Origin of the sequence: Micromonospora pattaloongensis, assembly GCF_900107255.1 — a bacterium.
In the GTDB taxonomy this organism is placed as follows: domain Bacteria; phylum Actinomycetota; class Actinomycetes; order Mycobacteriales; family Micromonosporaceae; genus Micromonospora_I; species Micromonospora_I pattaloongensis.
This window is the reverse complement of record NZ_FNPH01000006.1, coordinates 154673-174679: the sequence shown is the minus strand read 5'-3', so window position 1 is coordinate 174679 and position 20007 is coordinate 154673. Positions and strand designations below refer to the sequence as shown.

The following is a 20007-nucleotide window of genomic DNA, read 5'->3' as shown; positions in this document are numbered from 1 at the left end:
GTCGTAACCTGCGGAATTGTCGCTTATATAGGCAGAAAACATGCCACTCTTAGCGTTTCACAACGGATAGCTCCGATTCGGCATTCATTGCCGGCGCGTCACCGCACCGCAGGGTGAGCGTGAAGACAGAACCGACGTTCAGCGTCGAATCGACGGTGATCTCGCCGCCCATCGCCTGCGCCAACCGACGCGCGATGAACAGCCCCAGGCCCGTGCCGCTGGTGCTCATCGTCATCGGGTCCTCGACCCGGTGGAACTTCTCGAAGACCTTCTGCAACTGATCGGCCGGGATTCCGCGCCCGTGGTCGGCGACCTCGACGTGCACCCGCTCCCCGTCGAGCCGCATCGCCACCCGCACCGGTTCCGTCTCCGGCGAGTACTTCAGCGCGTTGCCGACGAGGTTCGACACGACCTGCAGCGTCCGCTCCGCGTCGCAGCGTGTCGGGACGGCGTGGTCCGGCAGGGCGACGGTGACGCGGGGACTGTCCAGGTCGTCGACGACCTGGCGGACGATCGCGGTCAGGTCATGCGCCCCCACCGAGACGTGCAACGCCAGGTCCTCGTCCGCGTCATCGACCCGCGAGGCCATCAAGAGGTCCTCCACCAGCCGGGACAGGTGCGCCGCGCGGTCCGCCATCAGGGTCAGGCACTCCGTGCGCTTCTGCGGCGTCATCCGCTCGCCCCGAGTCTTCAGCAGGTCGAGATAGCCGATGATGGGGGTCAGCGGGGTCCGCAGCTCGTGCGAGACGGTCGCGATGAAGTCCGACTTGAGCCGATCGGTGCGGTGCTCCCGGGTCAGGTCGCGGACGACCACGACGTCCCGCACCAGGATGTCCTCGCTGAAGATCGCCGAATGCGCCAGCCGGAGTCGTCGCGGCTCCCCGTCGGGGCGACGGATCGTGACCTCGACCGCCGCCTTGGGCCGGTCCGCGGTCACCGGCAGCAGCGCCGCGCGCTCCACCGGGTCCGGCACGTCGAGCAGCTCTGCCAGCGGCCGGCCGGCCGCCCGCTCCGCGCTGATCTCCGTCAGCTCGGCGAACGCCCGGCTCCACATCTGCACCGCGCCGTCACCGTCGACCATGAAGATGCCCTCGGTGGACTGTTCCGCGATCGCCTGGAGCTTGCTCGTCTCCGCGACCAGCCGGTCCAGGTGCTCCGCGCCGCGCATCGCCGCCGCCAGGGCGTTGACGAGCGGCGCCAGCACGGTCAGATCGCGCGTCGAGAGCCGCGCCCGCCGCCCCTGCCGGATGGCGAGCGCGACGATGCCGAAGCGGCGGTCGCCGGCCTCCATCGGCACGACGAGCAGCCGGCGCAGCTGCGGCGGCAGGTCCTCGGAGAGCAGTTCGGCGCGCTCGATCCCGCGTAGGCTCGCCAGGTGCTGCGGGGGCGGCCCGGTGGTCACGTCCTTCGGGTTCCGTTCGTCCACGGTCAGCGCCACCTGCGCGTCGTGCAGCACCACGACGGCGACGTCGGCGTCGAACGCCTCGCGGACCAGCAGCAGGAATTGGCGTACGACGTCATCGCGTTCGGCCAGCGCCTGGGAGAGCCGCAGCAGGCACGCCGAGCGGGCCCGCTCGTCGGCCTCCTGCGCGGCCGCCCGGTAGGCGTACGTGACGGCGAGCGCGGGCATCGCCATGAACGGCAGCAGCACCGGTGCGTTCAGCCCGATCACGGCGGTCGTGAGGCCGGTCGCGACCGTGCCGATCGCCATGTACGCCGACAGCCGCACCTCGGAGCGGAAGATCTGCCACGCCGGGACGCCGTTGACCCGGGCCAACACCTGGGCCAGGCAGCCCAGGTTGACCACAGTGAAGAAGGAGGTGCCGAGCAGCACGCCGGCGACCACCCGCCAGGTGACGCTGCCGGGGCTGCCCGCGACGACGTGCACGACGGCCACCAGCACCGAGACCGCCGCCGTGTAGGTGCCGAGGTTGAACACGGACTTCAGCAGCGGCCGCCGCCGCAGCGCGCTGGCGATCACGAGTCCCAGCGCGGCGGCGGCGAGCGCGTGGCTGGCCGGCAGCAGCAGGACGTCGATGATGATCGCCGCCTCGTAGAGGCTGAGCTCCTCTTCCGCCTCCCCGTGCCGCAGCTTGACCACGGTCATCTCGGCGACGCCGGTCAGGACGATCAGCGCCGGGAGCAGCCACCAACCGTCGATGTGGTGCGACCGCAGCACGCCGTGCGGTTCGGGGAACCACAGCACCACGGCGGTGGCCAGGACGGCGCCGAGCAGGCAGACCGCGCCGATCAACCGGTTCAGGGGGTCGCGCAACCAGGAGAGCGCGGCACCGGCCGCCGGGGACGTGCCCCGGCGGCCGGTGTCGGTGGAGGGTGCGCTCACGTCAGAGCTGCCACGTCCAGGCGCGGGCGCTCCACTTGTCGGAGACCCAGGCGCGTGCGGCCCAGTCCTGGGAGACCCAGGCCCGGGCCACCCAGGCCCGCGCCGACCAGTCACCGTTGACCCAGGCCCGGGCGGCCCACTCGTCCGAGACCCAGGCGCGGGCGACCCACGCCCGGGCGACCCACGCCCGCGCGGCCCACTGCTCGGCCGTGCCGTCGGGACCGTCGCCCCAGCCCTCGGTCACCCAGGCCCGCGCCGCCCAGTCCCGGGTGGCGGGGTCGAGCTGCACCCAGGCGCGCGCGGCCCAGTCGCGGGACCCGGCGCTCAGCTTCGCCCAGGCGGCCGCCGCGGCCGCCCGGTCGCCGGCGAGGATCGCCTCTTCCAGCGCCGCCCAGTCCTTCGCGTCCCGGCCGATGGCGGCCGTGTCCCGGTCGAACTGCGCCTGCGACGGCGACTTGCGCCATTCGGACGCGGCGTCGAGCGCGCGGGCGGCGTCGAGCCCGCCCGCCCCGGCGCCGGCCGCCCGGCTCAGCCCCGGCGCGCTGTACGCCGTGGCGGTGAACAGGTTCTTCACCGCGTCCGGCCGCAGCTTCGGCTCCTCGGCCAGCACCACCGCGGCCACCCCGGAGGTCACCGCCGTGGCCATCGAGGTGCCGGAGCCGCGGAAGTAGCCGCCGCCGATCCGCGCCTGCGGGTTGGCGGCGTCGACGACGCTGCCGGGCGAGCGCAGGCTCACCACGCGTGCGCCCGGCGCGACGAGGTCCGGCTTCGCGTCCCCCTGCCACGACGGTCCGCGACCCGACCAGGTCGCCACGACGTCGTCCCGGCGCTGGGCCGTGCCCGACTCGTCCAGGCCGCCCGCGGTGAGCAGCACCGGGTCGCTGCCGGGCGACGTCACGGAGCCGGTGCCCGGACCGTCGTTGCCGGAGGGCACGACGACCGTGACACCGCGACGCCAGAGCGCCTCCAGCGCCTGGGTCAGCGGGTCGATCTGGTACGGCAGCGGGCTGTTCGACGAGAGCGAGAGGTTCAGCACCTTCACGTCCCGGGCGTTCTGGCTGACCCACTGCAGGCCGCGCAGCACCGTGATCAGGTCGGTGCGGCCGTCGGCGTCGGCGACCTTCACATCGACGAGCTTCGCGGCCGGGGCGACGCCCCGGTAGGCCCCGCCCGACGCGGCGCCGGAGCCGGCGATCAGGCCGGCCATGAAGGTGCCGTGACCGTAGCCGTCACCGCCGCCGGAGCCGGTGATGTCGATCCGCCGGGCGACCCGGCCGGCGAGGTCCGGCACGTCGGCGATGCCCGTGTCGACCACGGCCACCGTGACGCCCCGCCCCTCGTCGCCGTTCGCGGGCAGCCCCAGCGTCGCCCGTACGGTGGAGGCCGGGCCGTCGGTCAGCGCGGCCGGCGCCGCCGCCACCCGCAGCTCGCGCTGCGGGGCGACGAGCCACTGGTCGCCGAGCGTCGCGCCGGCGGGCAGTCGCGCCGCGACGCCGCGCACGAGCGGCAGCGACGCGACAACCTGACCACCGACGGCGGTCACCGCGCTCGCCGCGCCCTCCGCGCCCGAACCCGTCACCACCACGTCCTGCCACGCCCTCCCACCGGCGTCGGTCGCGCGCGCCGCACCCGGCAGCGCCGTCGCCACGACGGCCGCGGCGGCCGTGGCGAGCACGACGGCACGTCGGACGCGGGCAGGCCCGGTCCCGACGGCCGCCGCCGTTCCATGGAGTCTCATATGTAGTTCTCACCTCACCGATCGCAGTAGTCCCGTTACTCCAATCGGCGGGGATATCGGCGGGGGCGGGCCGAAGCTGAGGATTTTCTAACCGTCACCCGGGCCACCGCGCCGGGTCGACGCGGCCGGGATCAGGCCGCGGGCAGCGGGTAGCCGAGCACGCCGTCGATGAGACTGAGCACCTCGTCGGCGCCGAACGGCTTCGCCAGGTAGTAGTCGACCCCGTCCGCCCACGCCCGCACGGCCGAATCCGGCTCGGCAGCGGCCGTCAGCATGATCACCGGGACCGGCTCCCCCTCCTGCGCCCGGATGGTGCGCAGCACGCCGTAGCCGTCCAGCCCCGGCATCATCACGTCCAGCACGACGCAGTCGGGCTGGCAGATCTCCATCGCGCGCACGGCCGCCAGGCCGTCCACGGCCACCCGTACCTCGTGTCCCTCCAGCTCCAGCACGTCCGTGAGGAGCTGGCGGATCGCCGGGTCGTCGTCAACCACCAGAATGTGCGCCACGACCGCCTCCTTGTCGTCTCGATCCGGTCGTTGTTGTCATCTCAGGCGCCGCCACCGTCGCCGGCCAGGTGGCGTCCGGCCTCCGCCGATGCCCGTTCGGCCGCCGCCCGCCAGTCCACGGCCTGCGCCGTCAACTGGGGGTGCGTCAACAGCAGCGCCAACTCGTCGTCGTGGGTGCCGTCGGACGGGTCCCGCGACTCGGTCTGCTGGAGGAGCAGGTGCGCGGCCCGCACGGCCGCCGCGACGCCCAGGCCGGAGCAGGGCGGGCGGTGGTCGAGGTCCCGCTGCGCCACCGCGGTGAGGATCGGGGTCGGCAGGCCCCACAGGTGCAGCAACTCCACGGCGATCTCCCGGTACGGCACCCCGTAGCACCGTTGCGCCGCGGCGTCGGCGCCGCCCGGGCAGGCGTCACCGGCCGCCCCGGCGAGGCAGACGAACCGGCCGACGTCCTGGAGCAGCGCCGCGGCCTGGGCGTAGGGGCGGTTGGCGGGCGAAGCCATCGCATCGGCCAGGATGGCGGTGGCGGCCGCGTGCCGCCACGACACGGCGAGTTCCGCCGCGATCGCGGGCTGCCAGGCCACCGGGGACCACCGCGCCTGACTCGCCTCGGCCAGCGCCTGGACCATCGGCAGCCCCAGCGCGTTGACGACGCTGTTCACCGACGCCGCGATCCGTGGCCGGGCGCCGAAGAACGCCGACGCCGACAGCTGCAGCAGCTTGGCGGTGAAACCGATGTCGTGAGCCAGCGGCCGGACGACGTCGGTGAGCTCGATGTCGGGCCGACGCAGCAGCGCCATCATCCGGTCGCTGTACGCCGGCACCATCGGCAGGCACCGGACGCCGCCGGCGATCCGGCGCGCCTCGGCCGGGTGCGTCGCGGAGGTACGGACGGTGAGCTGTTCGACCACGCCGATGACGCTCTCGGCATCGGACGGCTTGGTGAGAAAGCGGTGCGCCGCGATCGCGACCTTGATCGCCGCCTCCGGTTCGGTGTGGCCGGAGAGCACGACCCGGGCCACCTCGGGGTGCCGGTCGCTCACGTGCGTCAGCAGCTCGGCGCCGTCCATGCCGGGCATCCGCATGTCGGAGACGACCACGTCGTGCGGCGCCGCCGCCAGCAGCTCCAGCGCGTCGGCGCCGCTGGTCACGAACGACATCTCCCACTCCCCCCGCTTGCCGCGCAGCGACCGCCGCAGGCCGTCGAGGATGCGTGGCTCGTCGTCGACGAAGAGGACGCGCGCGCGGGTCATGCCGGGCCGGACCGTTTGCCGTCGATCGGGAGGCGCAGCACGAACTCGGTGCCCTCGCCTTCCCGCGAGTTCACCTCGATCGTGCCGGCGTGCTGGTCGACGACCGCGCGCGCCAGCGCCAGCCCCTGTCCGGTGCCCTTGCCGACCTCCTTGGTCGTGAAGAAGGGCTCGAAGATCACCTGCTGCAGCTGGGACGGGATGCCGCATCCGTTGTCGGCGATGCTGACGACCACCATCGAACCCTCGGTGCGGGTGCTGACGCGAATCTGCCCGCGTTTCCCCTTGCCCTGCATCGCGTCGGCCGCGTTCACCAGCAGGTTCAGGAACACCTGGTTCAGATCGCCGAGGCTGCACAGGACCTCCGGGATCTCGCCCAGGTCCAGGGTGACGTCGGCGACGTACTTCACCTCGTTGCGGGCGACGGTCAGCGTCGTGTGCAACGCCTCGTTCAGGTCCGCGTACGAGCGGTCGTTGGACTCCTTGTAGCTGAACGACTTCATCGCCCGCACCAGCGACGCGACCCGCTCGATGCCCTCCAGGCTCTGGGCCACCGCGAGCGGCACCTCGGAGGCCAGGTAGTCGATGTCCGCCTTCTGCTCCGCCTCCGACACGCGCGCGACCCGGTCGTCCCAGGAGACCTCCTGCCCCGTGCCGTCCAGGCACTCCCGGTAGACCAGCAGCAACGCCAGCATCTCCTCGTACGCCTCCGCCAGGAACCGGGTGTTGTCGCCGACGAACTGGATCGGGGTGTTGATCTCGTGCGCGATGCCGGCGGAGAGCCGGCCCAGCGACTCCAGCTTCTGCGCGTGCCGCGCCTCCAGCTCCCGCTGTTGCCGTTCCCGCGACTCGGTGTTGTCGTGGAAGACCACGACCGCTCCCCGGTCCCGCGACCCGATGCGCAACGGGGCGGCGGAGTACGAGACTGGGAAGATCGAGCCGTCCTTGCGGGTGAACGTGTCATCGGCGACCTTCACCGGCCGGCCTTGCCGGCGCGTCTTCGCCAGCGGGCAGTCGTCGGGCGGAAACGGAGTGCCGTCGGCCCGCTGGAAGTGCACGACGCTGTGCACATCGCGTCCCCGCAGCTCCGCCTCCTCCCAGCCGAGCATCCGGACGGCCGCCCGGTTCATGGAGGTCAGAAGCCCGTCGGCGTCGATGGTGTAGAGACCCTCGGCCATGTTGTCCATCACGACCGAGCGGAACTCCTCCGCCATCGCGCGCCGGGTGATGTCGACCACGACGAGGCCGACACCGATGATCTCGCCATCAACCCGGACGGGGTAGAAGTTCATGAACCAGGAGCGGACCTGGTCGGGATCGTTGACGGTGGGGGCGGCCACCTCCAGCCCGAGCACGGCCGCGCCGGTGTCGAGCACGCGCCGGTAGATGGGCTCGACCAACGGCCAGCCCTCCCGGAGCACCTCGGCCAGCGGTCGGCCGATCTGCTCCTCCATCGTGCCGTGGCCGAGCGTCGCCAGCACGTCGTTCGCGCGGACGACCCGCAGGTCCCGGTCGACGAAGCCGAACCCGACCGGCGCGGCGGCCTGCAGGCTCTCCAGGAGGGTGAGCATCTCCTTGGTCTGCCGCTCCGAGCGACGCAGGCTGTCCTCGAGCGCTTTCTGGTCGTGGATGTCGGTGGCGGTGCCGATCCACCGCACGACCCGGCCGTCGGCGTCGCGTACCGGGATGGTCCGGAATCCGTGCCAGCGGTACTCGCCGTCCGCGCGGCGTAGCCGCAGGTCACGTTCGTAGGGGGTCTCGGTCCGGACCGCCTGTTCCCAGCTGAGGCGCGCCTCGTCCGCGTCGTCGGCGTGGATCAACGAGTGCCACTCCGAGTCGCGACGTTCCTCCGGTCGCAACCCGGTGTACTCGACGCCGCGACGGTTCACGTAGATGACCTCGCCGGCGGCGTCCGTCGCCCACAGGATGTGCGGGATCGCGTCGGCCATCGCGTACAGATCGTCGTACGTCAGCGGCGAGCCGCCGTGGATGCCGGCGGCGAATGGGGCCACCACGGGCGATCCGACAGCCGCGTCCGTAGACCGCGGCGACGCCGTACCTGTTGTCATGACCGATTCACCTCGTGACGCGACGATTCGTCTCGCGCGTCCATCGGCGTACGGATGAACGACTTGAGGGAAGAGGCACGGGACTTCTCGTCGACGGTGTCAGCTGACCGAGGCGGCGAAGCGGCGCACCGGGCCGGACCAGGCGTGCGGATCACGCCACGGGAAGGTATGGGCCCCGGGCTGTTCGACGTACTCACCGGCGGGCGACAACGTCGCCAACCGCTGCCCCCAGCCACGCGTGCTGATCACGTCGTCGCGCCCCCGCATGACCAGCAACGGAATGGTCAGCCGGGCCAGCGGCTCCTCGATGGTGTGATCGAGGTGCGCGCGTACCAGATGCGCGAGCCGGCGCAGTCCCGCCCGTTTCCATTCGGGGCGGTGCGACCGGCTCAATCCGGGCGGCTCCCGGCGCCCGTCCCAGCGCCACCGCAGGAACAGCCGGCCAAGGCCTCGGGCCACGGGATCTATCGTCGGGCTGGCCAGGACGAGGCCCCGCACCCCGCCTTGTCCCACCGCGGCCTCGGCGGCGACCTGGCTGCCGCTGGAATGGCCGATCAGCACCACGCCGTCGAGCCGCCGGGCGGTGAGCCAGCCGGCGACCGCCCGGCCGAACTCCGACACGGTGAGCTCGTGCGGCGGGTCACCGCTGCCGGCGAAGCCGGGCAACTCGACCAGGTGCGCCCGGGTCCATCCGCCGAAGGCGCCCAGCCCCGGCATGAGGTAGTCGGCGACGCCCATGCCCTGCACGAGCGCCACTTCGGGTGCGCCCGGCCGCGGCCGGCCCACCGACCGGCTGCGCATCCGCCCCAGCGGCCCGTCGTGGAAGGAGGTCGTGACGTCGGTCGGAAACGGCGGCGCGTAGTCCTCGTTCTTCTGCCCCACGCCGTCGCTTACCCACGTCTGGCCCGTCCCGGCATAGCAATCGAGTCGGAGGGTACGACCGGTGGCGGAGGAGGCATGACACTCTCCCGCGACGTGGCGAGCTTCGACTCGGCCACCGCCATGACCACCGCGATCGCTCGGTTTCTGCACGGTCGCCACACGGCGCCGCTCGGCGCCCCGACCGCGCGCGCCCTGCTCCCGCTCGCCGCCGCCGCCAACCGGCTCCCGGTCCGGCTGCGGGAGTCGATCTACAGCGCCGCGAGCGCCGCTGAGGCGCGGCCACCGCGGCGGCTCGCCGCGGTGGCTTTCGAGGAGATCGCGACCTCGATCGTCCGGCTCTATCCGCGCCGGCGGTATCCGGCGGTCATGCTCGGCTCCTCCAACGGCGCTCTGATGCACCTGTGCGCCGCTCTCGGCATTCCTTGGCTGCCGCAGACCGTCCTGCTGCCGCTACGCCAGCGTCGGGTGCCCCCCGACGAACCGATGCGGGCCGTGCACGCCTTCGACGAGACCGCCCGGAGACTGCTCGACCGCAACCCGGACCTCGTGCTGCACCACATGCACGATCCCAACCAGGACCGGCTCACGTCACGGCGGATGGCGTACTTCCGCGTGAAGCGCACCCGGCTCGGCCCGGCGTACCAACGGTTCCTCGTCGACAGCCTCGATCCCGGCGCCGTCCTGTTCATCGCCGAGTGCACGCGACGCTGGCCCACGACGCGGGTCGGAGAGCGGCACGTCTTCCAGTTCGGCGCCGTCGGCGGCCTGGAACCGGCCGAATACCGCGCCGGGGGGCCGCGCGTCGCCGCGTACCTGCGGCGCTACGGGATCGCGCGCCAGCGCTGGGACGTCCCGGAGTCGGACGGGGAGAGCCCGGAGGCCGAGTGGGGGTTCGAGCCGGCGCTGCGTGACGACGTGATCGCGTTCGCCCGCCGGCACGGCTACCGCGTCCGCCGGCTGGTCTTCGAGGACCCCGAGGATCTCAGCCCGCTCGTCGCCGACCTGTACCGCTGGTGGTATCGCGAGCGGGGGCTACCCGCCGATCAACTCCTGGTCGACTCGTTCATATTGCTCGATCCACGGCGGACCCTGCTCACCGGCGCCGTGCCGTACTGGAGCGTGTTCCCGGTACAGAGCTCCGCCGACGCGCTCGCGCGGTACCTCGACCGGTCGGACGGCTACGACGGCATCCACCTGGCACTGTTCTGCCACGGTGTCGAGTCGGTCGGTCTGGTCACCGTCGACCAGTGGCGCGCGCTGCTGCAGCGGGCACGGGTGAGCGGCACCTTCGCCGGCGTGGACGTCCGCCGCTACCCCAGCGACCTCGCGAACCTCTTCCGCTATCACCGCTGTCGGCGCGTGCCCGACCGATGCCCGCCGGCCGACCCGCTGCCGATGCGGATGTTCGACGCGTTCCTCACGGACAGTCGTGACCGATATCCCGCATCGGTCGTCGACGCGAACTAGCGCCCGCCCGCCGGTCACACCCGCGTGGTGGCCAGGTCGGCGCCCTGCAGGGACTGCGGCGTCCGGAACTCGGCGGCGGAGGCGAGCCGGGCGACGTCGCGCGGCGAGACCACGCCGACGACCCGCCGGTCTTCGTCGAGCGCCACCGCCCGGCCGTCGGTGCAGCCGTCGATCCGCGGCAGCAGGTCCGTGACGGCGTCGTCGGGGGCGGCCGTCGGTACCTCCGGGGGCGGGCAGGCGATGTCGGCCAGCCGGGTCTCGGCGCGGCGGTCCAGCGGCAGCGCGCGGATCCGGTTGAGCGTCACCAGGCCGGTCAACCGTCCCTCGTCGTCGACCAGCGGATACGTCGAGTACGGCTGCCGGAGCACGACGTCGTCGATGAACTCCGACACCTTCGCCTCGGCGGGTGCCGTCACCGCCGACGCGGACATCACGTCGCGCACCCGTACCCCGCTCAGTCGCTGCCCGAGCCGCACCTGGTTCTCCTCGGCGGAGGCCGCGTGGACCAGGAACCACCCGATCAGCGCCAGCCACAGCCCGCCGAAACCGCGCAGCAGCAGGAGCTGGGCGAAGCCGAGGATGATCAGCCCGATCCCGAACACCCGTCCGGCGCGCGCCGCCGAGATCGCGGCGCGGTCGCGGTCACCGCTGCGCCACCACAGCACCCCGCGCAGCACCCGCCCACCGTCGAGCGGGGCGGCGGGCACCAGATTGAAGAGCGCGAGCAGCACGTTGGCGCCGGCCAGGTAGCCGAGCGTGGCGACGGCGAGGCCGCCGCCGGTGGCGGCCCGGACGGCGAACGCCGCCGCAGCGAAGACACCCCCGAGCGCGAGGCTGGTCAGCGGCCCCACCAGCGCCACGGCGAGCTCGGCGGCGGGACTGCGCGGCTCACCGCGCAGCCGGGCGACGCCGCCGAGCAGCCACAGCGTGATGCCCTCGACGTCGATACCGGCGCCCCGGGCGACGAGCGCGTGGGCGAGCTCGTGGATCAGGATCGACGCGGTGATCAGGAGACCGGCGATCAGGCCGGCGGACGCGTACACCAGGAACGGCCGCCCGGGATACTGCTGCGGGAACTGGCCGCCGGCGAGCCCGAGCCCGACGAGCAGGACGATGACGAGCGCTCCCACGTTCGCGCTGATCTCGATTCCGGCCACCCTGCCGAGTCGCACGTTGGCACGCACCCGCCCCACCCCCCGTACCCGTCCGTTGCCGTCGCCATCCGTGCGCCTACCCGCGGTCGTGGTGGATATGACCGCGCGGAAGCGCGCGTGTCGACGGACCACTACCTTTCGCGACGGTGCGCCGGCGGCTCACCCTTGCCGAGGCCGCGTCGCGTGACGATGAGGTCACCGCCAAGTCCCACGATCACCCACGACGCCGATGCCGCCGTCATCGCCAGCCAGACCGGCCACCGGGTGAGCGTCGCGGCGGCGACGACGGCGAAGGCGAACAGGCCGAGAGCGCCCGCCGCCGCCCCATGGGTGTTGTGCCCGGGACGCACGCCCTCATCCCGGGAACGAAGCGTGAGGCTGGCCAACAGGATCGCGGGAAACGCCAGGAACACCCCACCCAGCCGGGGCACGGTCAGCGCGGAGACCGCACCGGCGAGACCCGACACCCCGGCGCCGAAGCTGAACCGGATCAACCAGCCCGGCGTTGCCGGTGCGACGCGGGGCGTCCCGACCGAGCCCGGCCGCCGCCCCCGGCGATCACCGCGGCGGCGCTCCACGGGTCCGCTGCCGCGATCAGTACGGCACCACCAGGTATCCGACGACCGCGACGGACGCCCAGACCACCAGAGCGATCCACGACCCCCGGTAGGCGCCCCACCGCCGCAGCATGGGCGCCGCGACGAGACAATAGACGGTGAACGCGACGGCGCCGATCTGCATGCCGCGCGCCGACGCCGCGGCTTCGGCGGCGCCGTCGAACGCCACTGTCGTCAGCAGGCTGCCCAGCGCCACCGACGGCGCGGCCGAGAACATCCCGGCGAACCACGTGGGGGGCAGCGCCCGAACCAACGCGGCGAACGCCAGCACGAACACGCCGCCGGCCAGGGCTTTCACCGCCACTTCGATGACTACTGGGCCCATGGACGCGAACCCTCTTTCCCGCTCGACGCGCCCCGACGGGTGCGTGGACAGCAGGACGTATCCCCGGGCAGCCGGCGGGTAAACACCGCGCGACGCCGCCGCGGCGCATCCCGTCACGTGACGCGTGGGGCGCGACGGTACCGCGGGCACGGAGCGTTCGGGCAGGAGCGTTACGGCCGCAGGATGAGCCGGATCGGGTCGCCCTGCTTGGTCTGCAGCCGCCGCACCGCCTGCTCGGCCTCGGCCAGCGGCAGCACGCCGCTGATCGAGGGGGCCAGATCGAGCCGGCGCTGCCGGGCGAGCGCGACGAGCTGCTCGACGTGCTCGGGGTCGGAACCGTAGTGCCCGAGCACCGACTGCTGCAGGTAGTTGAACGGGGCGTCGGAGCCGATCGTGACGGGCCGGTTGGCGATGCCGGCCAGCACCAGCCGCCCCTTGCGGGCGAGCAGCGTCAACGCCTGGTCCCGCACGGCCGGCACACCCGCGAAGTCGAATGCCACCTCGAGACCGCCGCCGGTGAGCCCCAGCAGGGCGTCGCGAAAACCGGGGTCGCCGGGGTCGAGCGCGGCGTCGGCCCCGAGGGTGAGCGCCCGCTGGCGCGCGGCGGGCAGCGGGTCCACCGCGATCACCGGCGCGGCGCCGACCAGCCTCAGCAACTGCACGGCGTGCGCGCCCAGGCCGCCCACTCCCCAGACCCCGACCGCCTCGCCGGGCGCGGTCCGGGCGGTCGCGGTGACCGCGGCCCACGGGGTGGAGACCGCGTCCGGAATGATGCAGGCCTGCTCGAAGGGGAGGTCGTCGGGGATCGCCACCAGGGTCTGCTCGGAGGCCAGCGCGTACTCCGCCCAGCCGCCGTCGTAGTCGACGCCGCGGGTGTACACCGTGCCCCGCCGGTCCCGCTCCCCGGCCTGCAACAGCACCCGCTGTCCCGGCTTCCAGTCGTCGACGTCCTCGCCGAGCGCGTCGATCGTGCCCGCGATCTCGTGCCCGAGCGTCACGACATCGCCCGGCAGCAGCCGGGGCGTGAGCGTGCCGTCGATGAGGTGCACGTCCGACAGGCAGACCCCGGCCGCGGCTACCTTGATCCGGACCTGTCGGCGTCCGGGCGCCGGCACCGGGACCGTCTCCAGCGCGAATCGCCGGTTCCGCACGTGCAGCCGTCCCGCCAACATCTCCGCCACCGCGCGTCCTTCCTCGCCAGCAACTCGGTTCCTCACCCGCATCTCGCTTCCCCGTCAGCGTCTCGGATCGCAGACGCTGGCGGGCCGCGGGCATTCCGGAGCCTACGCGGCGCTCCCAACGACGCCACCGCCTTCCACCCGGACCGCCACGGGAAATCAGCGCATGGTCCGCCGGTACGCCAATCATCGAGATCAACGTCCAATGCGCACGTCTATTACCGAAATAGCAGTTTGACCGCGCGGCGGTAACAGCACCGTCCACAGACGACGATGGGCCGTGACTGCAATTGCCGACACATGGCACGGTTGTTAATATCGCTCGCCACCACCGGAGGTGATCGCGACGTTACAGCTGGACGGGTTGACAGTCGCCGCGGCAATGGAGCCGGTCACGCTCCGGGTGGCGGCGGGCGACGCAATGGCGCTGGTGGCACCGCCGGCGATCGGCACCACGGTGGCCCGGGTGACCGCGGGGCTCACCGCTCCGCTGTCGGGCCGGATCCGGGTCGGCGAACGGGATGTCACAGACCTCCCACCGCCGAAACGGCAGATCGGATACGTCCCGGCCGGCGCCGCGCTGCTGCCCCACCTGACCGTGCGGAAGAACATCGAGTACGGCCAGCTCAAGCGCGCCCGGGTGCACGCCGTCGCACACGACTGGCTGGCGACGGTGATCGAGCGCCTGGAGCTGGGCCCGACCCTCGGACTGCGTCCGCACCTGCTCTCCGACGCGCAACGGTTCCGGGCCGCGCTGGCGCGTGCCGCGGCGTGCCTGCCCGAGGTGCTCGTCATCGACCTGCCCGTCACCGCCGGCGGCACGGACCGGCTGACCGAGCTGCTGCCGCGGGTGGCCCCGCCGGACTCGGCCGGCGTCGCGGCGCTGGTCTGCTCGGCCGATCCCGCCCTGCTGGGGGAGATCTCCGCCCAGGTCACGGTCGAGGTGACCGGACGGCCCGCGACGGGGTCCGGATGACTGTGCGCGGCGGAGTCTCCCGCCGCGCCATGCTGCGGATCGCCGCGGCGGCGACCGCCGCGTCCACCGCGCAGACCCTCGTCGGCTGCGGCGACGGTGTGCCGTCCACGCAGGTGGCGGTCGTCTGGAGCGGGGCGGAGCTGCAACGCTTCCGAGAGGTCCTCCGCGGTTACGGCCAACCGGTCCACGTCCTCAGCGCCGGCGACGACATCGACGCGTTCCTGCGGGCCCGGCAACTCGCGGGCACCAGCCCCGACGTCGCGATCCTGTCGCGGCCCGGACTGCTCACCGAGTACGCGGGGCGCGGCTGGCTGGCCGAGCTGGACGGCACGCTCGCCACCCGGTTTCCGACGAAGCTCCGCCGGCTGCTGCGCCACCGCGGCAGGCTCTACGGCCTCTGGGTCAAGGCCGCGCACAAGTCGCTGCTGTGGCGTCTCCCGTCGCTGGCGCCAGCCGCTCCGCGAACCTGGGGCGAGCTGCTGACCGCGACGAAGGAGCTGGCCCGTGCGGCCCGCCGGTCGGGCGGCCCGGCGCCGCTGTCGATCGGGGCGGCCGACGGCTGGGTCCTCACCGACTGGTTCGAGAATGTCCTCGCGGACGTGGCGCAGCCCGACACGTACGACGCGCTGGCCGGGGCGGGTGCGGACTGGCGCGGGCCGGCCGTGCGCGCCGCGCTCGACCGGCTCGCCGAGCTGTGGAGCGTGGACGGCGCGTTCCCGGACGGCGGGCGCCGGGCGCTGCTGACCCAGCACGAGGAGTCGGTCATCCAGGTGGTGGCGCGGCGGCGGGCCGCGATGGTGTTCGAGGCGGATTTCGTCGACGGAGTCGCACGACGGTTCCGCCGTGGCGACGAGCCGCTCACCCCGTCCCGGTTCCCGGATGCTCCCGCCGACCCGGACGTGCCCGACGAGAGGCGCGACCGGCCGCTGGTGATCGGCGGTGACGTGGCCGTGGTGCTCGCCGGCTCCCGCACCGGCACCGACCTCGTCACGTGGCTCACCGGCCCGGACGCCTTCCAGCCGTGGGTGCGGGCGGGCGGCTACCTCTCCCCCAACCTGGCGGTGTCACCCGCGGAGTACCGCGACCGGCTGCGCGCCGGGCTCGCCCGGGAGATCCTCAACGCCACCGACCTGCGCTTCGATCTGTCCGACCGGCTGCGTGCTCCGTTCACCGGCGCCGACGGGGTCGGGATCTGGCAGATCATGCAGGACTTCTTCGCCGACGTGACCGGCGGACGGGTCCGCGGCGCCGTCGATCGCACCACCGCGCAACTCGATCGCGCGGCCCGGCACGCCCGGAGCCCGCGATGACCGACGCCCGGGTCCTCGGTGAGGTCGTGGTGATCGACGACGTCGGGCCGGCGCGGCGGGGGCGTGCGCACCCCGCAGCCGCCGCCACCTCCGTGCTGCTGCTGCCGGCGCTGCTGCTGCTCGGCGGCCTCGTACTCTGGCCCGTGCTGCGGACCCTGCACGCCAGCGTCACCGCTGGCGACGGCCGGTTCGTCGGGTTGGCGCATTTCCAGGCCGCGCTCGGCGAGCCCGGCGCCGGCGCGGTGGTCGCGCGCACACTGGTCTGGGCGCTGCTGGTGCCCGCGGTCGTCACCGCGCTCGGGTACCTGCTCGCGACGGCCTCCCGGCGCTCCCAGGAGGGCTGGCTGGTCCGCCTCATCCTCGTGGTGCCGATCGGGATCCCGCTGGTGGTCACCGGCGTGACGTTCCGGCTCGTCTACGACCCGGACCCGGCGCGCGGCCTGGTGACGCTGCTCGCCGGTGGGCTGCTCGCCCCGACCGGCGGGCAGGCCCCCCAGTTCCTGGGCCCCGCCCTGGTCACGGTCTCGTTGATGTCGGCGTTCGTGTGGGCCTGGGTCGGGTTGGCGGTGCTGCTGTTCCGGGCCGCGCTCGACGCCCTTCCCCCGAGCCTGTCCGACGCGGTGCGCGCCTTCGGCGGCACCCGCTGGGACGTCCTCTGGGACGCGCAGTGGCGGCCCCTGCTGCTGCGTACCGCGGCCGTGGTCTTCACCCTCGTCGCCCTCGCGACCGCCCGGACCTTCGACCTGATCCTGGTCATGACTCCCGGCTCGGTGCGCGACGAGGCGTCCGTGCTCGCGCTGCGGGTCTGGCAGACCTCCGGCGGCACGACGAGCGGCCCGGGCGCCGCGCTCGGCGTGATCTGGCTGGCGGCGGTGGCCGTGGGCGTGCTCGGCGCCGCGCTCTTCGTCCGGCAGGGGTGGCCGCCGCCACGCCGTTCGCACCCGGTGCCGCCGGCGCCCCGGCCCGCGCCGCCGCGGCGTCTGCCCCGGCTCGCCGCGGGCGCCGCCGCGATCGCCTGGCTGGTGCCGCTCGGCGTGCTCGCGGCGACCTCGCTGCACGCGCCGGGGGACGCCGCCGCCCGGGGCTGGTGGGAGGCGCGGCCCCGGCTGAACTCCTACGCGGAGGTGCTGGGCAACGTGGAACTGCTGCGGTCGTTCGGCTTCACGTTGCTGCTCGCCGCCGCGGTCACCGTGGCCGTGCTGATCGTCGCCGTGCTCGCCGCGTACCCGCTCGCCGGCGTGGCCGGCCCGCCCGCGCAGGTCACCGGTGTGCTGCTGATGTTCGCCGCGATCGTCCCCATCCAGGTGATCGCGGGACCGGTCAACGAGGTCCTCGGCGTGGCGCTCTCCGCCGGCACCACCCGCGGTCTCGCGCTGGTGCACATCGCCCTGGGGGTGCCCTTCGCGGTGCTGGTGCTGCGCAACTCCTTCGCCGACCTGTCGCCGGAGCAGGTCCGCCGCCCCCGCGTGGACGGGCGGCGGTGGTGGGGTCGCGCCCGGCGTCTCGCGCGGCCCAACGTGCCCGCCCTGATCGCGGTGGCCGTGCTCGAGTTCGTGCAGGTCTGGAACGATCTGGTCGTCGGACTGCTGTTCAGCGGCTCCGACGCGGCGCCGCTGGGCCTGTTCCTCTACGGGCAGGCCCGACAGTTCGTCGCCAACAGCGGCGCGCTGGCCGCCGCCTCCGTGCTCGCCTCGATCCTGCCCGTGCTGCTGGTCGTGCTCGCCCGCCGGCACGTCATCGCCGGCCTGGTCTCCGGGGGGCTCCGGTGACCAGGCCGGGGGCGCCGGGCGGGCGCTTCGGCCGGCCGTCGCGCTGGCCGGTGCTGCTGGCGCTCAGCACGCTGATCGGCGGGATCGTGGCCAACATGGTCAGCGGTCTGCTCTCCGATCTGGCGCGCACCGTGCTGGGGCCGGCGACCATCGTGGTGGCCGTTCTCGGCGGCGTCGCCTCCGCGGTGTTCGAGGTGCGGCGACGCCGGGCCGAGCGGGACACCACCACCGACCCGGTCGACATCGTCGCCGTGCCGTCCACCGGCGCGCCCACGCTGCCGTACCTGTCCGGCTTCACCGGCCGCGTCGACGACGTCGCCGCGATCGTCCGCGCCGTCCGGTACGACCACGCCGTCGCCGTGGTGGGCCGCCGCGGTGTGGGCACCTCGTCCTGCGCTCTCCAGGCCGCCAACGCGTGCCGCGACGAGTTCCCGGAGGGCCAGTTCTACCTCGACCTGCGCGGCCGCGACCGACCGCGCTCGGCGTACGGGACCCTCACGGCCCTGGCCCGCATCCTGGGCACCACGCCGCCCCGGTCCGGTCGGCCGGACGGCCTCGCCGAGGCGGCCGACGCGCTGCGCGGATACCTCGACGGCAGGCGCATGCTGCTGGTGCTGGACAACGTGGACGACCCGGCGCAGGTGCGGCCGCTGCTGCCGCCGACCGCCCGCACCTGCCGGTTGCTGCTCGCCGGCGCCCCGGCGCTGACCCGGCTGGATGGAGTGCGGGCGCACTGGTTGAGCGAGCCCGACCCGGACGACGCGGTGGAGCTGTTCGCCGATGCCGGCCGGGCGGCGCCGGGGGCGTGGACGCGGCGGCCGAATCCGCGGACCGATCCGGCGGTGCGGGAGATCGCGGAGCTGTGCGGTCGCCAGCCCCGCACCATCCGCGCCCTGGGCTACCTCAGCGCCCGGCACGGCTGGCGCTCCACCGACCTGCGGGAGCGGTTGCGCCGTGCCATCGAGGCGCCGCCGCACCAACGGGTGGCCCTGTCCCCGGCGGTGCGGCTGCTCACCGAACGGGACACGGCGTACCGCGCGTTGTCCCGCGGGGCCCGGCGGCTGTACCGGCTGATGTCGCTGGGGCCGGCCCCGCTGGACCGGACGGCGATCGCGGCGCTGGCCCGACGACGTCCCGACCGCGTCGCGAGGCTGCTCGACGAGTTGGCCACCGGCGCGTTCGTGGTGGGCGCGCCCGGGGACCGGTACGAGCTCCGCCCGCTGCTGACCGCGTACGCCCGGCTGCACCTGCGCGACGGCGACACCCACCACGGCCGGATCGCCGCGCAGACGCGGCTCACCCGGCACCTGGCGCGCCGTGCCGAACGACACGCCGCGAGCCTGACGGCGGCGGCCGCGCTCGCCGGGCGGGAACAGGCGCTGCCCCTCGACGACGATCCGTCCGGCTGGTTCGAGCTGAACCAGGAGCTGCTGCTGGCTGTCGTGCGGACCCCGGCCGGTTCCTCGGAGGCGCTGCCGCGGCGGCTGCGGCGATGGTGGTTCCGGCTCGCGGTGGCGGTCTGCGGCTGGTACGCGCACGAGGACCGGCTCGAGGAGTGGGCCGAGGTGTGCCGGCTCGTGCTGGCCACCCCGACCGCGGAGGACCGCCCGGAGATCGCCGGCTGGGCGCACAACGAACTGGGCGTGCTGCGGCGGCGCCAGCACGACCCCCGGGGCGCCGCGGCGGCCCTGACCCTGGCCGTCGCCGAGCGGGGGCGGCGGCGCACCGCGCAGGCCCGGATGAACCTGGGGCTCGCCCTGTTGGACCTCGGCCAGGTCGACGACGCGATCGAGCACCTGGAGCTGTCGCGGCGGCATCGGTCGAGCGCCGACCGGTCGGGGCAGGCCCTCACCGACCTGGCGCTCGGCGCCGCCCACCTGGCCCGCGACGAGCCGGAGACCGCGCATCACCATCTGGTCCGGGCGGCCAACACGTTCCGCTCCCTCGGCGAGGCCCGCGGGTACGCCGCCGCGCTGACCAACCTGACCCTCGTCCACTCCCGCCTCGGCGAGCACCTCGACGCGACGCAGGCCTGGCGGGCCGCGCTGGGCGAGTACGAGCGGGTGCCGGACCTGGGCGGGCGGGCCGCCGCGCTGCTCAACGCGGCGGCGACGCTCGTGACCACGGCACCGTCCCACGCGAAGCAGGCGTACGACCTGCTGGTCGAGGCGCGGCGGCTGCGGGAGCAGTGGCGTCCGACCGCGGGGCTCGGCCGGACACTGCTGTATCTGGGCGACGCGGCGCACGCGCTGGGCCGCGTCGACGAGGCGCGGCGGCACTGGGCGGACGCCGCCGGGGTGTGCGAGGCGGTGGGGGACGCGGCGGGCGCGGCCGCGGCGGACTCGCGCCAGCTGCGCGCGCCGCACCCGTCCGGCGAGCCGCCGCCGGCGGAGGTGGGGTGAGGGTGCGGGTAAGGCTAGCC

The 20007-nt window shown here is 73.9% G+C and carries 15 protein-coding genes; 5 read left to right on the top strand and 10 right to left on the bottom strand.

All coding sequences use genetic code 11. The features are described 5' to 3' along the window. Positions 1-49: 49 nt before the first annotated feature. From BLW47_RS17740 to BLW47_RS17715, 6 genes are all read right to left on the bottom strand, one after another. Positions 50-2344: a sensor histidine kinase gene (locus BLW47_RS17740; protein ID WP_091558650.1), complete on the bottom strand. Its 2295-nt coding sequence runs from the start codon at positions 2342-2344 to the stop codon at positions 50-52. 1 nt (position 2345) lies between these two features. Continuing rightward, positions 2346-4019 (bottom strand): S8 family serine peptidase, encoded by a 1674-nt coding sequence (locus BLW47_RS17735; RefSeq protein ID WP_175543683.1) that lies wholly within the window; start codon positions 4017-4019, stop codon positions 2346-2348. A 194-nt stretch (positions 4020-4213) separates the two neighbouring features. Next, positions 4214-4591, bottom strand: coding sequence for a response regulator transcription factor (locus BLW47_RS17730; protein WP_091558643.1), 378 nt, complete (start codon positions 4589-4591; stop codon positions 4214-4216). A 41-nt stretch (positions 4592-4632) separates the two neighbouring features. Then, on the bottom strand, positions 4633-5841 hold the full coding sequence (locus BLW47_RS17725; RefSeq protein WP_091558640.1) for an HDOD domain-containing protein: 1209 nt from the start codon (positions 5839-5841) through the stop codon (positions 4633-4635). Beyond that, entirely contained in the window at positions 5838-7853 is a 2016-nt protein-coding gene (locus tag BLW47_RS17720) for a PAS domain-containing sensor histidine kinase (RefSeq protein ID WP_175543682.1), read from the bottom strand. Before BLW47_RS17720 ends, BLW47_RS17725 begins: the two co-directional genes overlap by 4 nt. Before the next feature lie 153 nt (positions 7854-8006). Continuing rightward, entirely contained in the window at positions 8007-8789 is a 783-nt protein-coding gene (locus BLW47_RS17715) for an alpha/beta fold hydrolase (protein ID WP_175543681.1), read from the bottom strand. Between the two features lie 75 nt (positions 8790-8864). Here BLW47_RS17715 and BLW47_RS17710 point away from each other — a divergent pair, with 75 nt between their 5' ends. Next, entirely contained in the window at positions 8865-10256 is a 1392-nt protein-coding gene (locus tag BLW47_RS17710) for a hypothetical protein (protein WP_091558630.1), read from the top strand. A gap of 14 nt (positions 10257-10270) precedes the next feature. On the opposite strand, the gene BLW47_RS17705 is transcribed toward BLW47_RS17710, so the two are convergent. The 4 genes from BLW47_RS17705 to BLW47_RS17690 all read right to left on the bottom strand — a co-directional run bounded on the left by BLW47_RS17705 (position 10271) and on the right by BLW47_RS17690 (position 13524). Beyond that, entirely contained in the window at positions 10271-11440 is a 1170-nt protein-coding gene (locus tag BLW47_RS17705; protein WP_091558848.1) for a site-2 protease family protein, read from the bottom strand. 101 nt (positions 11441-11541) lie between these two features. Continuing rightward, complete coding sequence (locus tag BLW47_RS17700; RefSeq protein ID WP_139307346.1) at positions 11542-11904, bottom strand: hypothetical protein; 363 nt, start codon at positions 11902-11904, stop codon at positions 11542-11544. Positions 11905-12004: 100 nt separating this feature from the next. Next, the gene (locus BLW47_RS17695; protein ID WP_139307345.1) at positions 12005-12352 is read right to left on the bottom strand and encodes a DUF3147 family protein; all 348 of its coding nucleotides are present in this window, start codon (positions 12350-12352) and stop codon (positions 12005-12007) included. A gap of 170 nt (positions 12353-12522) precedes the next feature. Next, positions 12523-13524: a zinc-binding dehydrogenase gene (locus tag BLW47_RS17690; RefSeq protein ID WP_217634886.1), complete on the bottom strand. Its 1002-nt coding sequence runs from the start codon at positions 13522-13524 to the stop codon at positions 12523-12525. A gap of 343 nt (positions 13525-13867) precedes the next feature. Between BLW47_RS17690 and BLW47_RS17685 the strand changes: the two genes are divergently transcribed. The 4 genes from BLW47_RS17685 to BLW47_RS17670 are packed head-to-tail and all read left to right on the top strand — an operon-like array spanning position 13868 to position 19987. Then, positions 13868-14506, top strand: a complete 639-nt coding sequence (locus BLW47_RS17685; protein ID WP_175543680.1) for an ATP-binding cassette domain-containing protein — start codon at positions 13868-13870, stop codon at positions 14504-14506. Continuing rightward, positions 14503-15816 (top strand): extracellular solute-binding protein, encoded by a 1314-nt coding sequence (locus tag BLW47_RS17680; protein ID WP_091558612.1) that lies wholly within the window; start codon positions 14503-14505, stop codon positions 15814-15816. The genes BLW47_RS17685 and BLW47_RS17680 overlap by 4 nt, the downstream gene beginning before the upstream one ends. Next, positions 15813-17585, top strand: coding sequence for a hypothetical protein (locus BLW47_RS17675; protein WP_091558609.1), 1773 nt, complete (start codon positions 15813-15815; stop codon positions 17583-17585). The genes BLW47_RS17680 and BLW47_RS17675 overlap by 4 nt, the downstream gene beginning before the upstream one ends. Beyond that, positions 17582-19987: a hypothetical protein gene (locus BLW47_RS17670; RefSeq protein WP_091558606.1), complete on the top strand. Its 2406-nt coding sequence runs from the start codon at positions 17582-17584 to the stop codon at positions 19985-19987. The genes BLW47_RS17675 and BLW47_RS17670 overlap by 4 nt, the downstream gene beginning before the upstream one ends. The last annotated feature ends 20 nt before the right edge of the window (positions 19988-20007 follow it).

Bases quoted from the DNA above. Each gene is read 5' to 3' on its own strand.
- BLW47_RS17725 (WP_091558640.1), bottom strand. From the start codon at position 5,841: ATGACCCGCGCGCGCGTCCTCTTCGTCGACGACGAGCCACGCATCCTC.
- BLW47_RS17710 (WP_091558630.1), top strand. From the start codon at position 8,865: ATGACACTCTCCCGCGACGTGGCGAGCTTCGACTCGGCCACCGCCATG.
- BLW47_RS17695 (WP_139307345.1), bottom strand. From the start codon at position 12,352: ATGGGCCCAGTAGTCATCGAAGTGGCGGTGAAAGCCCTGGCCGGCGGC.
- BLW47_RS17690 (WP_217634886.1), bottom strand. From the start codon at position 13,524: ATGTTGGCGGGACGGCTGCACGTGCGGAACCGGCGATTCGCGCTGGAG.
- BLW47_RS17680 (WP_091558612.1), top strand. From the start codon at position 14,503: ATGACTGTGCGCGGCGGAGTCTCCCGCCGCGCCATGCTGCGGATCGCC.
- BLW47_RS17675 (WP_091558609.1), top strand. From the start codon at position 15,813: ATGACCGACGCCCGGGTCCTCGGTGAGGTCGTGGTGATCGACGACGTC.